We start from the raw sequence: 13,584 nt of genomic DNA on the forward strand, positions 1-13,584 counted from the left end.
ACATGAAGATTCCGCTTCAGGCCACCGAATGACACTGCTCGATGAAATCGCGGATCTTCTGCGCATCCTTGATGCCCTTGCTCGCCTCCACCCCACCGCTCACATCCACGGCATAAGGGCGCACCTGGGCAATGGCATCGGCCACGTTGGCGACCGTCAGCCCCCCTGCCAGGATCAGCGGACGCTGCACATCCTTCGGCACCAGGGTCCAGTCGAAAGCCAGCCCGGTTCCGCCAGGAACACCCTCCACATAGGTATCGAGGAGGAATCCGCTGGCCTGTGGATATTTCGCAATCTGCGCTGCCACGTCGTCACCCGGCTTCACCCGCAGGGCCTTGAGGTAGCGCTTGTGCCAGCCGGAGCAGGCCTCGGGCGTCTCGTCGCCATGGAACTGCAGGACATCCAGCGGCACCGCATCGAGAATCTCCCCCAACTCGCAGCGGCTGGCGTCCACGAACAGGCCGACGGTACTGACGAAGGGCGGTAGCGCAGCGACTATCGCCCGCGCCTGCTGGATGCTCACCGCGCGCGGGCTCTTGGCGTAGAACACCAGGCCGATGGCGTCGGCGCCCGCCTCGGCGGCGGCCAGGGCATCCTCGACTCGGGTAATACCGCAGATTTTGATGCGAACGGCGGACAAGATGCAGCAACCTTCAGGCAAGTGATCGATCGATGGTAGCAAATGCCCCTGGCATCGTCAGCCGACGATATCCGGCAAACTTGAAAGGAAATGTGGCCCCAGGTAGCGCTGGGGCAAGACGAATTCCTCCGGGTATTCCACGCTCACCAGGTACAGCCCATAAGGATGCGCAGTAATACCGCTGGCACGCCGATCGCGCGCGGCCAGCGCTTCGGCCGCCCATTCCACCGGGCGCTCACCGGCACCGATGGTCATCAACATCCCGGCAAAGTTGCGCACCATGTGATGCAGGAAGGCGTTGGCGCGGACGTCCAGCACGATGAAACGCCCGTGCTCGATCACCTCCAGGTGATGCACTGTCTTCACTGCCGACTTGGCCTGGCACTGCACCGCACGGAACGAGGTGAAGTCGTGGGTGCCGACCAGCGCGCGAGCCGCCTCGCGCATGCGCGAGACATCCAGCGGACGGTGGTTCCAGGTGACCTCCTCGGCCATGTGCGCCGGGCGGATCTGGTCGTTGTAGATCACATAGCGATAGCGCCGCGCCATGGCGGTGAAGCGCGCATGGAAATGCGCGGGCATCACCTTGGCCCAGGTCACGCTGATGTCGTTGGGCAGGTTGGCATTGGTGCCCATGACCCAGGCGATGAGCGAGCGCTCGGCGGTGGTATCGAAATGCACCACCTGGCCGCTCGCGTGCACCAGCGCATCGGTACGGCCTGCGCACATCAGCGAGACCGGGTGATCAGCCACTCGGGACAGGGCTTTTTCCAGCGCGCCCTGCACGGTCGGCACGCCATTTTCCTGGCGCTGCCAACCGCGATATCGCGAGCCTTTGAATTCGACGCCCAGGGCAATCCTGGAAACGCCAACGGCGGCCGATTCGGCCGCCGCTGAGGGTACTGCTTCAATCATCTATCTGGAGCCTTCCGGCTCAGGCGATACGCCCGAGCAGTTCGCGAGCTTCCTGCTGCTGGTTGTCGTTACCCTCGGTGATGACTTCATCGAGGATGTCGCGGGCGCCTTCGGTGTCGCCCATGTCGATGTAGGCACGCGCCAGGTCGAGCTTGGTGGCCGCTTCGTCGGCACCGGAGAGGAAGTCGAAATCGTCTTCGTCGTCGGCACCCTCGCCCGGCAGATCCAGTTCACTGGCGGAGAAGCTCTCCTCTGCCAGCGACTCGACGGGAGCCTGCGGCTCGTCGTTGTGTGCGGAAATACGGTCGAGCTCGGCACTGACTTCGTCCAGTTGGGCGGCGAAGCTGTCATCGGCCTTGGCCGGTGCCGGCTCGTCATCCGCGAGGGACAGATCGAAGTCATCCGGCAGGTCGTCGGCTTGCGGCGCCTTGCTCTCGATATCCAGGCTGAACTCCTCGGGGCTCACACCGGACAGCGAAGCGGTGTCATCGTCCAGACCCAGCAGGAAGTCGTCTTCTGCCGAAGTCAGGGCGGAGTGGGAGTCTTTCTCCAGGTCCTTGTCCAGGTCCAGGGAGAAGTCACCCAGATCGCCGGCCAGCGACGGAGCCTCGACCTTGGCAGCCGGCTCTTCCGGCAGGTCCAGATCGAAGGCGAAGTCGTCCTCGGCCTTGGTGCTCGGCGCCGGAGCCGGCGAGCCGCCCAGGCTCAGGTCGTCGTCCAGGTCGAAGCTACCGAAGGACAGTTCGTCATCCTGCTGCGAGGCCGGAGCGGCGGGTTTGTCGTCACCCAGCTCCAGATCGTCCAGCGCCAGATCGAAGGCGTCGTCAAGGTCGCCGTGGGGCTGAGCTGCGGATTCCACAGTGGCGGCCGGACTATCAGTAGACGGGCTGTCGATAGTGAAGTCGTCCAGGCTGAACCCATCGAGATCATCGTCGGAAGCCGCCGCGGCAGCGGCTAGTCCACCACCCACGGCAGCCAGGGTAACCATGCCCGGGTAACGGGACTTCAGCTGCTCGACCTGGGGTTCGGCGCCGCCGATCTCACGCAGTTCGTTTTCCTGACGGGCGAAACCTTCGCGATCACCAATCTCGGCATAGACCTCCATCAGCTTCAGACGCAGGTCGGTGCGCTGCGGTTCGTCGTAGATGGCGCCCTGCAGCAGTTCGGCAGCCTGGTTGAAGCGGCCGTAGGCGATGTAGATATCCGCCTCGCCCAGCGCATCGCTGGTCTGCGCGGCAACACGCTCGGGCGCCGCTTGCGCCGGAGCGACAACCTCGGCGGCCTGCGGCACGTCCAGGGTGTCCAGCTCGCTGCCGGCGAGGGTCAGGTCGTCGTCGAGGTGCGGCTCGTCATCACCGGCATAGGCAGCGAGGCTTTCCTGCTCCTTGGCGGCGCGACGGCGGGAAATGATCATCAGCAGCACCAGCAGGGCCAGCAAGGCGCTGCCGGCGATGGCGCCCAGCCAGATCGGATTGGCGAGAATCTCGTCGACGATGCTGGTCTCGGCCTGCTCGACCGGTGCAACAACGGGAGCCGGAGCCGGTTGCGGCTTCTGCGCCTCGGGCGCGGGGACCGCTGCGGCAGGAGCCGGAGCGGGTGCCGGAGCCGGCTGCGCCTCGGCAGCAGGAGCCGGCGGGGTGCCTGCATCGCCACTCGGAGCCGCTGCGGCCGGTTGATCTGCTACCGCCGGAGCCGCCGGCTGGGCAGCCGACTCTGCGCCCGGCACGGGAGCCGGAACGGCGGCGGCGCCATTGGTGGCGGCAGTCTTGTCGTTGCCCAGCTCGCTCTGCAGCTTGGCCAGCTGTGCATCCTTCAGCGCGATGAGCTTCTGCAGCTTGTCCATCTGGCTCTGCAGATCGGTCATGCGGCTGCTCAGCTCGTCGTTCTCGCGACGGGTGCTGTCGAGGCTTTCCTTGGTGACGGCCAGCTTGTCAGCGACGGCCTGGCCGTCTTTGCTGCCCTTGTCCCCCCCCTTGGCCTTGCCGTTCTCGCCGGAAAGCAGACGCAGGCTGTCCTTGGTCTCGGCCTGGGCCGGAGCGTTACCGGCGTTGGCGCGCTGGGTGGCATCCAGCTGACGGGCGCCGCCGGTGGGCAGGCTGCGACCTTCACGCCAGGCGGTGTACTGCTGGTTGACTTCGGCCACGGCAGCCGGCTGGGTACGCGCCTTGATCTGCTCGGCATCGGGCAGGCGCAGCACCTGGCCGCTCTTCAGGCGGTTGATGTTGCCGCCGAGGAAGGCATCGGGGTTGAGGTCCTGGATCGCCAGCATGGTCTGCTGGACGGAAACGCTGCCATCCGGGCGCGCACGGGCGGCGATTTCCCAGAGGGTGTCGTTCTTGCCGGTGCGGTACTCATTGCCTTCCAGGCGGCGAGACGGGGCAGCCGGAGCGGAGCTCGGAGCGGGAGTCGCACGCGGCGCGGCAGTGGCGGACGGGCGCACCACCGGAGCGGGAACGGCCATCGGCGCACGCGGCACGGCAGCAGCGGTCTGCGGCGAATACAGTGGCGGGTCCAGCAGCACGGTGTACTCGCGCAGCAGACGGCCATTGGGCCAGAGCACTTCCACGAGGAAGTTCAGGTAGGGTTCCTGTACCGGCCGGTCGGAGGTCACGCGGATGACGCTCTTGCCGTTCGGCTTGACGATGGGAGTGAACTTCAGCCCGGTCAGGAAGTACTGACGGTCAACGCCGGCCTTGTTGAAGTCTTCCGGCGAAGCCAGCTTCGGGATGACCTCGGCCGCGGACAGGTCACGAACTTCGACCAGCTCGATTTCGGCATCCAGCGGCTGGTTCAGCGCCGAACGCAGGTGGATATCCCCCAACCCCAGCGCATGCGCCATGCCGGAGGTCAGTGCCGAAGCAGCTGCGATTGCCTGCACCAGTTTGCGAAGCCGGACCATATATTAATCCCTTGTTTTAATAGCTTTTTTCTGGATTAGAACAACGTCTAACGGGCGCCGCTGCCCACTACACCTTCCGTTTTCAGGATGGTGCTTTCCCCTGTCAGCGACGTTCCCGGCCAGTATTGCCAAGCTAGAATACTTCTTCAAATATTCGGTAAGTATCTTTTACAGATAGTGTTTTATCAACAATTCGCCCAAGTTCACAGCATTTAGGGCTGCGCCTTTTCTCACATTATCTGACGCAATCCACAAATTCAGTTCGCACGAATCTGTCAGACCGGTACGAAGGCGACCGACGTAAACACTATCCTGCCCCTGTGCATCGCCAATGACAGTCGGGTAATCGTCTTCCACCAGCCCGATGCCCTCGGCCGCGTCCAGGGCGGCGCTGACAGTCGCCAGGGAAACCGGCGCCGCCGCCTTGATGGAAAGCATCAGAGTATCGCCAAAGAATACCGGCGCCAGGCTGCAGGTCACGCTCAGACCGCTCTTCAGCTCGGGGAACAGCACCGCGAGCTCTGCCGCGACGCGGCGCTCGACCACGGAATACCCCTGCTCATCGACGCCGCCCAGTTGCGCCAGCATGTTGAAGGCGAATTGGCGATCCACCAGTCGCGGCTCCAGCGGACGCGCATTGAGCAGCTCGGCGGTCTGCCGCGCCAGCTCCTGCACGCCCTCTCGCCCCAGCGCGGAAGCAGACAGGCAGGCACTCACAGTGACCTGGCGAAGCTCCAGCACGCCACGCAGCGCGGCAAGCACTTCAGCAACTTCGGCCGCCGGCGCCGCCGGAGCAGCAATCAGCGCGGGAAGTTGCAGGGTTTCGACGGCATCGCCATTCACGCAGGCATGGGCCAGCAGCGCGGCGGCATTGTTCAGCGATGCACCACTGAGATCGATCACACTGCAGCCAGCCGCGACGGCTCGCGCGGCGCAGTCGACAGCAGCTTCGGCACCCACGGAGAGGAAGGCCAGGCGCACCTTGGCAAAGTCGAAATCATCGAGCTTGCCGACCCGGATGTTGCGCCCACGGAAGGCCACCGACTTGCCGGCGGATTCGCCGCTGGCCAGCAGATACAGGTTGGCGACAGGGAAGTCGCGCTCGTCCAGCAGTTCGACCAAAGCCTCGCCAACGAGTCCTGTGGCGCCTACAACGGCGATGTCGAGTGTTTCAGGCATCCGGGGTCTCACAATCGGTGGGAAAAGTAGCGCAGCACTTTACTGCTCCCACCGGCGGCGAAGCAATCGAGGGCTCCGCCGCCTATCGCCGCAGCTCAGGGGCGCGGCACACCGTCCGTTGCCTGGGCGGTCAATGGCGCGGCCACCTGGGCGACCTCCCCGGCCGCTGCCTGCGGATTGCCCGCCGGCGCAGCACCCTGAGTCCTGGCGCGATCCTGCTCGGCCAGACGCGCGATCAGGCCGGCGATCTGCGAGTCCTTCAGCTCGATCAGCTTGTTGAGTTTCTGGGTCTGGCTTTCCAGGTCAGAGATCCGGCTGCGCAGTTCATCGCCTTCACGGCGTGCGCTGTCCAGGCCTTCCTGGGCTACCGCCAGTTGCTCGGCCTCGACCTTACCCTTGTCCTTGCCAGGCTGGCCGGAGATCAGCCGCAGGTTGTCGCGCTCTTCGGCCTTTGCCGGCGCGCTCCCCGCCTCTGCCTTGTGGGTGGCGTCGAGCTGGCGGCCCTGCTGGGCCAGTTGCGGATTGCGCTTGGCCTTCCACTGCGAATTCTGAGTTTCCACATGGGCCACTGCCTGAGCATGGCTTTGCTCGCGAACCTGCTGTTCGCTGGGCAGGCGCAGCACCTGGCCGACCTTCAGGCGATTGATGTTGCCGTCGACGAAGGCATCGGGATTCATCCGCTGCATCGCCGCCATGGTCTGCATGACCGATACGCTGCTGGACGGGCGATTGCGCGAAGCGATGTCCCACAGCGCATCGTTGCGCTGGATGCGATAGCTGTCAGCCGGCGCATTGGCCATCGACGGCGCCAGCGGTTGCGCTTGCGGCGGGCGAACCGCAGCCACCGGCGCGATAGCCGGCGGCGTCACCGGGCTGGCCACATAGGTTGGCGGGTCCAGCAGCAGGGTGAATTCACGCACCAGGCGACCCTGCGGCCAGACAACCTGGAGAACAAAGTTCACGTAGGGCTCGCGAATGGGCTTGGACGAGCTGACGCGAATGACGCCACGACCGTTCTTGCCGACGTCAGGGGTGAATTTCAGCCCACTGGCGACCACATTGCGGTCCACGCCCAGGCGTTCGAAGTCTTCCACCGAGGCCAGGCTGACCACGACCTCCTCGGAGCTCAGGTCAGCCACGCCGCGCAGGTCGATGTTGGCCGAAAGGGTCTGCCCCAGCGCTGCCCGCGAGGAAATGTCGCCCAGCTCCAGGGCGCCTGCCATGCCCGGCATGAAAGCCGCGGCCACCGCCGTTGCCAACCACAATCTGTGTAACCGAGCCATTGCTTCCCCCGCTGCTTGCTTGCCGTCGGCCGGCGCGAAAAGGCGCACCGAAACCTGTCCCCATGGACGGGCTGCGAGGATAGCGACTGGTTCCCGGTGGCTTTTCCGGGTGCGTCACAGAAACCGGCGCCAAAGAGCCGACAGCTCGACGGACTGACGTTTTTGTGCGGCGGTTCACCTACACACAGGGAACTTCTCGGGCGCCAAAAAGCACAACGCCGGCTCAAGGCCGGCGTTGTGTGCTCCAGGGAGCAGCAGCACTCAGGAGCGAATCAACGCTCGAGCAGGATGCGCAGCATGCGGCGCAGCGGCTCGGCAGCACCCCACAGCAGTTGATCGCCGACGGTGAAAGCGCCCAGGTATTGAGTACCCATGTTGAGCTTGCGCAGACGGCCGACCGGAACGCTCAGGGTGCCGGTAACGGCAGCCGGAGTCAGTTCGCGCATGCTGATCTCGCGCTGGTTCGGGATCAGCTTGACCCACGGATTGTGCTGGCTGATCAGGCCTTCGATGTCCGCAATGGGCACATCCTTGTTCAGCTTGATGGTCAGCGCCTGGCTGTGGCAGCGCATGGCGCCGATGCGCACGCAGATGCCGTCCACCGGGATCGGGTTCTTGAAGCGGCCGAGGATCTTGTTGGTTTCCGCCTGGCCTTTCCACTCCTCGCGGCTCTGGCCGTTGGGCAGCTCCTTGTCGATCCACGGGATCAGGCTGCCAGCCAGCGGCGCGCCGAAGTTCTCGGTGGGCATGGCGTCACTGCGGATGGCTTCGGCGACCTTGCGGTCGATGTCGAGGATGGCGCTGGACGGATTGGCCAGGTCATCGGCGACGGAAGCGTTGATGGCGCCCATCTGCTTGATCAGCTCGCGCATGTTCTGTGCGCCGGCGCCCGAGGCCGCCTGATAGGTCATGGCGCTCATCCACTCGACCAGACCGGCTTCGAACAGGCCGCCCAGGGCCATCAGCATCAGGCTGACGGTGCAGTTGCCGCCGATGTAGTTCTTGGTGCCGGCGTCCAGCGAGTTGTCGATGACCTTGCGGTTCACCGGATCGAGAACGATGACCGCATCATCCTGCATGCGCAGGCTGGAGGCGGCGTCGATCCAGTAGCCCTGCCAGCCGGCTTCGCGCAGCTTGGGGAAGACTTCGCTGGTGTAGTCGCCGCCCTGGCAGGTCAGGATGACGTCGAGGGTTTTCAGTTCCTCGATGCTGTAGGCGTCTTTGAGGGGGGCAATGTCCTTGCCAATGGACGGACCTTCGCCACCCACGTTGGAAGTGGTGAAGAACACCGGCTCGATCAGGTCGAAGTCCCGCTCTTCCAGCATCCGCTGCATGAGCACCGAACCCACCATGCCACGCCAACCGATCAGACCTACACGCTTCATCGCTACTACACCTTCATATATTTAGAGGGCCGTCGTTCCCGCTTTCCTACAAGTACGCGGGAACGAGCGAGCCGAACAGATTACAGATTCCGCAGAGCCGCGACTACCGCATCGCCCATTTCGCGGGTACCGACCTTGGTGCAGCCTTCGGACCAGATGTCACCGGTACGCAGGCCCTGGTCGAGCACCAGGCTCACGGCCTTCTCGATGGCGTCGGCGGCGGCGCCTTCATTGAAGGTGTAACGCAGCATCATCGAGACCGAGAGGATGGTCGCCAGCGGGTTGGCAATGCCCTTGCCGGCGATGTCCGGCGCGGAACCGTGGCAGGGCTCGTACATGCCCTTGCTGTTCGAGTCCAGCGAGGCAGAAGGCAGCATGCCGATGGAGCCGGTGAGCATGGAAGCCTCATCCGACAGGATGTCGCCGAACATGTTGTCGGTGACCATCACGTCGAACTGCTTGGGTGCGCGCACCAGTTGCATCGCGGCGTTGTCGACGTACATGTGCGACAGCTCGATGTCCGGGTAGTCCTTGGCGACTTCCTCGACCACTTCACGCCACAGCTGGCTGGAAGCCAGGACGTTGGCCTTGTCCACCGAGCACAGCTTCTTGCCGCGCACGCGGGCCATGTCGAAGCCGACGCGGGCGATACGGCGGATTTCGCCCTCGCTGTACGGCAGGGTGTCGTAGGCCTGGCGCTCGCCGTTCTCCAGCACGCGCTGCTCGCGCGGTTGGCCGAAGTAGATGCCGCCGGTCAGCTCGCGGACGATGAGGATGTCCAGGCCGGCGACCACTTCAGGCTTCAGGCTGGAGGCATCGGCCAGTTGCGGGTAGAGGATGGCCGGACGCAGGTTGCCGAACAGGCCCAGTTGCGAGCGGATCTTCAGCAGGCCGCGCTCGGGACGGATGTCTCGCTCGATCTTGTCCCACTTCGGGCCACCCACGGCGCCCAGCAGCACGGCGTCGGACGCGCGCGCGCGCTCCAGGGTCTCGTCGGCCAGCGGTACACCGTGCTTGTCGATGGCCGCGCCACCGATCACGTCTTCGGTCAGCTCGAAGCCCAGGGCGAACTTGTCGTTGGCCAGCTCCAGCACCTTGACCGCTTCGGCCATGATTTCCGGGCCGATACCGTCGCCGGGGAGAACCAGAATCTGTTTGCTCATCTTTCTGCTCACTCTTTGAAAGTCGCTTGGCCAATAAAGCCGCTTGGCAAATAACGTAACGCCCCGGATGGCTCGCGCCATCCGGGGCGGTCAGAACCTTGAAATCAGCGCTCCGCCCAGAGCACCAGCACGTCGGTGCTGAAGGAGCCCTCGGCGTCGATCTCGAAATACTCGCGCACCTCGTCGCCCATCGAAAGCTGCAGGGCATGAATGGCCTGGCGCATCACATCAGGGGTGCGCATGCGCTCGACCCAGGAAGTGAACTCCAGGCGCAGACGCTGGCGCTTGGCGGCAGTCACCGCGAGGCCCGCTTCGCCGACCAGACGTGCCCACTCCGACGGGGAATAGTCGCGCACATGGCTGGTGTCACGCAGGACCTCGACAGTCTGCAGATAGGTGTCCAGCAGAGGCAAGCCCGGTGCCGCAACATCGATGACGCAGACCACGCCGCCCGGCTTGAGCACCCGGCGCACTTCACGCAGAGCCTGGCCGACATCCCGCCAGTGATGCGCGGAATAGCGGCTGAAGACGAAATCGAACTCGCCGTCCTCGAACGGCAGCTGCTCGGCAGCGCCACAACGCGTGGAAATGTTGCCCAGGCCACGCTCGGCGGCGGCCGCGGCCACCACGTCGAGCATTTGCTGGGACAGGTCATAAGCCACCACTTCGCCAGCCAGCGGCGCTACGTTGAAGCTCACATGCCCTGCCCCGCTACCCAGGTCGAGCACGCGCGCACCGGTAGTCGTCGACAGTCGCTCGCGCAGCTGGGCGAACTCTTCGCCCTGGGCGTGTACGGCGCTGGTCAGGTAAGCGTTGGCCTGGGCGCCGAACTGGCGCTGGACCACTTGCTCGTGACGACTCTCGGTCATGGTGCTCTCCTTGAAGAGTGGTGCGACGCCGCTCAGGCGTCGCGGAACAACCAGGGCTGGTTCTGCTTGTAGCCGGTCTCGAAACTGCGGATGGCCTCGGCGTCCTGCAGGGTCAGGCCGATGTCGTCCAGGCCGTTGAGCAGGCAGTGCTTGCGGAACGCATCCACTTCGAAGCTGTACTGCTTGCCGTCCGGACGGGTCACGGTCTGCGCGGCTAGGTCGACGGTCAGCTGGTAACCCTCGGTGGCCTCGCACTGCGCAAACAGCTCGTCCACTTCCTCGTCCTTCAGGATGATCGGCAGCAGGCCGTTCTTGAAGCTGTTGTTGAAGAAGATGTCGGCGAAGCTCGGTGCGATCACGGTGCGGAAGCCGTACTCGTCCAGCGCCCACGGCGCGTGCTCGCGGGAGGAGCCGCAACCGAAGTTCTCGCGGGCCAGCAGCACGCTGGCACCCTGGAAGCGCGGGAAGTTGAGGACGAAATCCTTGTTCACCGGGCGCTTGGAGTTGTCCTGGTTGGGCTGCCCCACGTCGAGGTAACGCCACTCATCGAACAGGTTCGGGCCGAAGCCGGTGCGCTTGATCGACTTGAGGAACTGCTTGGGGATGATCTGGTCGGTGTCGACGTTGGCGCGGTCGAGCGGCGCAACGAGACCGGTGTGCTGGGTAAAGGCTTTCATGTTCGGTCTCCTCAGGCCTGCATCAATTCACGTACGTCGATGAAACGACCGGTCACGGCAGCCGCGGCGGCCATCGCCGGGCTCACCAGGTGGGTACGACCACCGGCGCCCTGGCGGCCTTCGAAGTTGCGGTTGGAGGTGGAAGCACAATGCTCGCCGCTCTCCAGGCGGTCCGGGTTCATTGCCAGGCACATGGAGCAGCCCGGTTCACGCCATTCGAAGCCGGCCTCGATGAAGATCTTGTCCAGGCCTTCCTGTTCGGCCTGGGCTTTCACCAGGCCCGAACCCGGCACGACCAGCGCCTGCTTCACCGTGGCAGCGACCTTGCGGCCCTTGGCCACGGCGGCGGCAGCGCGCAGGTCTTCGATGCGCGAGTTGGTGCAGGAGCCGATGAACACGCGATCCAGCTGGATATCGGTGATCGCCTGGTTGGCATTCAGGCCCATGTATTTCAGCGCGCGGACGATGGAATCGCGCTTGACCGCATCGGCTTCGGCCGCCGGGTCCGGCACGTTCTGGTCCACTGCGAGGACCATCTCGGGCGAAGTGCCCCAGCTGACCTGCGGCTTGATGTCCTCGGCACGCAGCTCGACGATAGTGTCGAAGTGCGCATCGGCGTCGGAAACCAGGTCGCTCCAGGCTTTCACGGCCTTGTCCCAGTCACTGCCTTGCGGCGAGAACGGGCGGCCCTTCACGTAGTCGACGGTCTTCTGGTCGCACGCCACCATGCCGACGCGAGCGCCCGCTTCGATGGACATGTTGCAGATGGTCATGCGGCCTTCCATGGACAGGTCACGGATGGCGCTGCCGGCGAACTCCAGGGCATGGCCGTTGCCGCCCGCGGTGCCGATCTTGCCGATCACCGCGAGGACGATGTCCTTGGCGGTTACGCCGAAGGGCAATTTGCCTTCCACACGGACCTGCATGTTCTTCATCTTCTTGGCGACCAGGCACTGGGTGGCGAGCACGTGCTCCACCTCGGAGGTGCCGATGCCGTGAGCCAGCGCGCCGAAGGCGCCGTGGGTCGAGGTGTGCGAGTCGCCGCAGACCACGGTCATCCCCGGCAGGGTCGCGCCCTGCTCCGGGCCGACCACGTGCACGATGCCCTGGCGGACGTCGTTCATCTTGAATTCGAGGATGCCGAAGTCATCGCAGTTCTCGTCCAGGGTCTGGACCTGGATGCGCGACACTTCGTCGGCGATGGCCGCGAGGCCGCCCTTGCGCTCGACCTGGGTGGTCGGCACGTTGTGGTCCGGGGTCGCGATGTTCGCATCGATGCGCCACGGCTTGCGGCCGGCCAGGCGCAGACCTTCGAAGGCCTGCGGCGAGGTCACTTCGTGGAGGATGTGACGGTCGATGTAGATGAGCGACGAACCATCGTCACGGCGCTTCACCTCGTGCATTTCCCAGAGTTTGTCGTAGAGCGTCTTGCCGGCCATCAGAGAGTCCTCATCAGCATCTTTCTATGCCCCTTGGGCTTGTGGGGATGATCCTATGGAAAGGCACTGAATAACTCAAATTCATATTTTTTATCCAAAGGATTCCCACGAGGAATACGGTGCGTTATAAAAGTCCGGCGCCGTTTCCAGAGCGCAGGGAGTCGACATGGACCTGACCAGCCTCAACACCTTCCTCGCCATCGCCGAATCCGGCAGCTTCTCCGAAGCCGGCGAGCGACTGCACCTGACCCAGCCGGCGGTAAGCAAGCGCATCGCCGCCCTGGAGAACCAGCTGGGCGTTCGCCTGTTCGACCGCGTCGGCCGCGAGGTGACCCTGACCGAGTCCGGTCGTGCCCTGCTGCCGCGCGCCTACCAGATCCTCAGCGTGCTGGACGACACCCGCCGCGCCCTGACCAACCTCAACGGCGAAGTGAGCGGCCGGCTGGTCCTGGCCACCAGTCACCACATCGGCCTGCACCGCCTGCCGCCGCTGCTGCGTGCCTTCACCAAGGCCCACCCGCAGGTGGCGCTGGACATCCAGTTCTGCGACTCGGAAGTGGCCTACGAAGAGATTCTCCATGGCCGTGCCGAGTTGGCCGTGATCACCCTCGCCCCGGAAACCGCCGAACCGGTGCGCGCCGTGCCGGTGTGGGACGATCCGCTGGACTTCGTTGCCGCCCCCGAGCACCCCCTGTCGGTGCAGGGGCCGGTGTTCCTCGCCGACGTGGCGCGGCACCCGGCGGTTTTCCCCGGCGGGAACACCTTCACCCACCACATCGTGCGGCGCATGTTCGAGGCCGAGGGTCTGACACCGAATATCGGCATGAGCACCAACTACATGGAGACCATCAAGATGATGGTTTCCATCGGCCTGGCCTGGAGCGTACTGCCACGTACGATGCTGGATGACAGCGTCGTACGCCTGCCGCTGCAGGACATTCAGCTCAGCCGGCAACTGGGTTACATCCTGCATACCGAGCGCACGCTGTCCAACGCCGCGCGGGCCTTCATGCGCCTGCTCGACGCCCAGGCGGCCGGGCTTGCGCCGGTCGCGGCCTAACCTCTATTGTTCTGACAGAACTAGAAGAAGGGGCCCGAATGCCCGTCCGCACACCCGCTCGCGTTAGCCGGCCCC

The 13,584-nt window shown here is 64.7% G+C and carries 11 protein-coding genes; 1 reads left to right on the plus strand and 10 read right to left on the minus strand.

Features of this window, described 5'->3' with window-relative positions; genetic code table 11:
* Positions 1 to 16: 16 nt before the first annotated feature.
* From ACKI1H_RS25250 to leuC, 10 genes are all read right to left on the minus strand, one after another.
* Entirely contained in the window at positions 17 to 640 is a 624-nt protein-coding gene (locus ACKI1H_RS25250; protein WP_440466698.1) for a phosphoribosylanthranilate isomerase, read from the minus strand.
* Between the two features lie 57 nt (positions 641 to 697).
* A complete protein-coding gene (gene truA / locus ACKI1H_RS25255; RefSeq protein ID WP_138525864.1) occupies positions 698 to 1,555 on the minus strand; it encodes a tRNA pseudouridine(38-40) synthase TruA in 858 nt (285 codons plus the stop codon).
* Positions 1,556 to 1,574: 19 nt separating this feature from the next.
* Positions 1,575 to 4,454 (minus strand): FimV/HubP family polar landmark protein, encoded by a 2,880-nt coding sequence (locus ACKI1H_RS25260; protein WP_440466699.1) that lies wholly within the window; start codon positions 4,452 to 4,454, stop codon positions 1,575 to 1,577.
* A 168-nt stretch (positions 4,455 to 4,622) separates the two neighbouring features.
* The gene (locus tag ACKI1H_RS25265; RefSeq protein WP_440466700.1) at positions 4,623 to 5,633 is read right to left on the minus strand and encodes an aspartate-semialdehyde dehydrogenase; all 1,011 of its coding nucleotides are present in this window, start codon (positions 5,631 to 5,633) and stop codon (positions 4,623 to 4,625) included.
* A gap of 95 nt (positions 5,634 to 5,728) precedes the next feature.
* Positions 5,729 to 6,865 (minus strand): type IV pilus assembly protein FimV, encoded by a 1,137-nt coding sequence (locus ACKI1H_RS25270; RefSeq protein WP_440466701.1) that lies wholly within the window; start codon positions 6,863 to 6,865, stop codon positions 5,729 to 5,731.
* 323 nt (positions 6,866 to 7,188) lie between these two features.
* The gene (asd, locus tag ACKI1H_RS25275; protein WP_045211887.1) at positions 7,189 to 8,301 is read right to left on the minus strand and encodes an aspartate-semialdehyde dehydrogenase; all 1,113 of its coding nucleotides are present in this window, start codon (positions 8,299 to 8,301) and stop codon (positions 7,189 to 7,191) included.
* An 80-nt stretch (positions 8,302 to 8,381) separates the two neighbouring features.
* Complete coding sequence (gene leuB / locus ACKI1H_RS25280; protein ID WP_440466702.1) at positions 8,382 to 9,464, minus strand: 3-isopropylmalate dehydrogenase; 1,083 nt, start codon at positions 9,462 to 9,464, stop codon at positions 8,382 to 8,384.
* Positions 9,465 to 9,568: 104 nt separating this feature from the next.
* Positions 9,569 to 10,333 carry a methyltransferase domain-containing protein gene (locus ACKI1H_RS25285; protein ID WP_440466703.1) on the minus strand — a complete coding sequence of 255 codons (765 nt, stop codon included), beginning with the start codon at positions 10,331 to 10,333 and terminating at the stop codon, positions 9,569 to 9,571.
* A gap of 32 nt (positions 10,334 to 10,365) precedes the next feature.
* On the minus strand, positions 10,366 to 11,010 hold the full coding sequence (leuD, locus tag ACKI1H_RS25290; protein WP_138525859.1) for a 3-isopropylmalate dehydratase small subunit: 645 nt from the start codon (positions 11,008 to 11,010) through the stop codon (positions 10,366 to 10,368).
* A gap of 11 nt (positions 11,011 to 11,021) precedes the next feature.
* On the minus strand, positions 11,022 to 12,449 hold the full coding sequence (leuC, locus tag ACKI1H_RS25295) for a 3-isopropylmalate dehydratase large subunit (protein ID WP_440466704.1): 1,428 nt from the start codon (positions 12,447 to 12,449) through the stop codon (positions 11,022 to 11,024).
* Positions 12,450 to 12,615: 166 nt separating this feature from the next.
* Between leuC and ACKI1H_RS25300 the strand changes: the two genes are divergently transcribed.
* Entirely contained in the window at positions 12,616 to 13,509 is an 894-nt protein-coding gene (locus tag ACKI1H_RS25300; RefSeq protein WP_017520368.1) for a LysR family transcriptional regulator, read from the plus strand.
* Positions 13,510 to 13,584 lie beyond the last annotated feature (75 nt).

It is taken from the genome of Pseudomonas sp. YH-1, assembly GCF_051990045.1.
Classification (GTDB): Bacteria; Pseudomonadota; Gammaproteobacteria; order Pseudomonadales; family Pseudomonadaceae; genus Pseudomonas; species Pseudomonas nicosulfuronedens.

Coding starts and splice junctions, on each gene's coding strand:
- ACKI1H_RS25265 (WP_440466700.1), bottom strand. CDS start 5,633: ATGCCTGAAACACTCGACATCGCCGTTGTAGGCGCCACAGGACTCGTT.
- ACKI1H_RS25270 (WP_440466701.1), bottom strand. CDS start 6,865: ATGCCGGGCATGGCAGGCGCCCTGGAGCTGGGCGACATTTCCTCGCGG.
- ACKI1H_RS25300 (WP_017520368.1), top strand. CDS start 12,616: ATGGACCTGACCAGCCTCAACACCTTCCTCGCCATCGCCGAATCCGGC.
- leuC (WP_440466704.1), bottom strand. CDS start 12,449: ATGGCCGGCAAGACGCTCTACGACAAACTCTGGGAAATGCACGAGGTG.
- leuD (WP_138525859.1), bottom strand. CDS start 11,010: ATGAAAGCCTTTACCCAGCACACCGGTCTCGTTGCGCCGCTCGACCGC.
- asd (WP_045211887.1), bottom strand. CDS start 8,301: ATGAAGCGTGTAGGTCTGATCGGTTGGCGTGGCATGGTGGGTTCGGTG.
- ACKI1H_RS25260 (WP_440466699.1), bottom strand. CDS start 4,454: ATGGTCCGGCTTCGCAAACTGGTGCAGGCAATCGCAGCTGCTTCGGCA.
- ACKI1H_RS25285 (WP_440466703.1), bottom strand. CDS start 10,333: ATGACCGAGAGTCGTCACGAGCAAGTGGTCCAGCGCCAGTTCGGCGCC.
- truA (WP_138525864.1), bottom strand. CDS start 1,555: ATGATTGAAGCAGTACCCTCAGCGGCGGCCGAATCGGCCGCCGTTGGC.
- leuB (WP_440466702.1), bottom strand. CDS start 9,464: ATGAGCAAACAGATTCTGGTTCTCCCCGGCGACGGTATCGGCCCGGAA.